Source organism: Paraburkholderia humisilvae (assembly GCF_902859855.1).
In the GTDB taxonomy this organism is placed as follows: domain Bacteria; phylum Pseudomonadota; class Gammaproteobacteria; order Burkholderiales; family Burkholderiaceae; genus Paraburkholderia; species Paraburkholderia humisilvae.
Window position 1 is genome coordinate 1 of the sequence record NZ_CADIKH010000513.1, and the last position, 511, is coordinate 511.

Sequence of the window (511 nt, forward strand, 5' to 3'; positions counted from 1 at the left end):
GCCTGGAAAGTGGGACTACGTTTACGTGCATACCAAGCTGATGATCGTCGATGACGTATTCATGACCCTGGGTTCGGCAAACATCAATCTGCGCAGTATGGCGGTGGATAGCGAGCTGAATATCTGCCATGAAAATATGGCGGTGACGCAGCCGTTGCGTAGGCGGTTGTGGGAGCTGCATACGAAGGGGTTCAATGAAGCGGTATCCGATGTGCCTGCTAAAGCATTCGATGCCTGGTCAAATCTCATTGCAAAGAACGCAAAATATCAGGAAAAGGGACTTTCGCCCATCGCGTCGCTCATCGGCTTTTCGTACACATCGGCCAAGCGCAGTACGGACGACTGAGCTATGTCTAGAACGACATTCCTCATGGTGTTTGCATTGTTCGCAAGCGCCTGCTCGAACAAGGAGAACGCCGTGCCTTCCCAAGCCGATTGGAGCGCCGCGCGCGCGAATCTTGCGTTTACCTGCGCCCACGAGGCCGACCATCTGCCGCCGCCCAATCCGGAT

At 54.8% G+C, this 511-nt stretch carries 1 protein-coding gene; it reads left to right on the forward strand.

What is annotated here, in order from left to right:
- The coding region (locus HV796_RS43285; RefSeq protein WP_246356418.1) for a phospholipase D-like domain-containing protein at nucleotides 1–346 on the forward strand (346 nt) is incomplete at its 5' end.
- Nucleotides 347–511 lie beyond the last annotated feature (165 nt).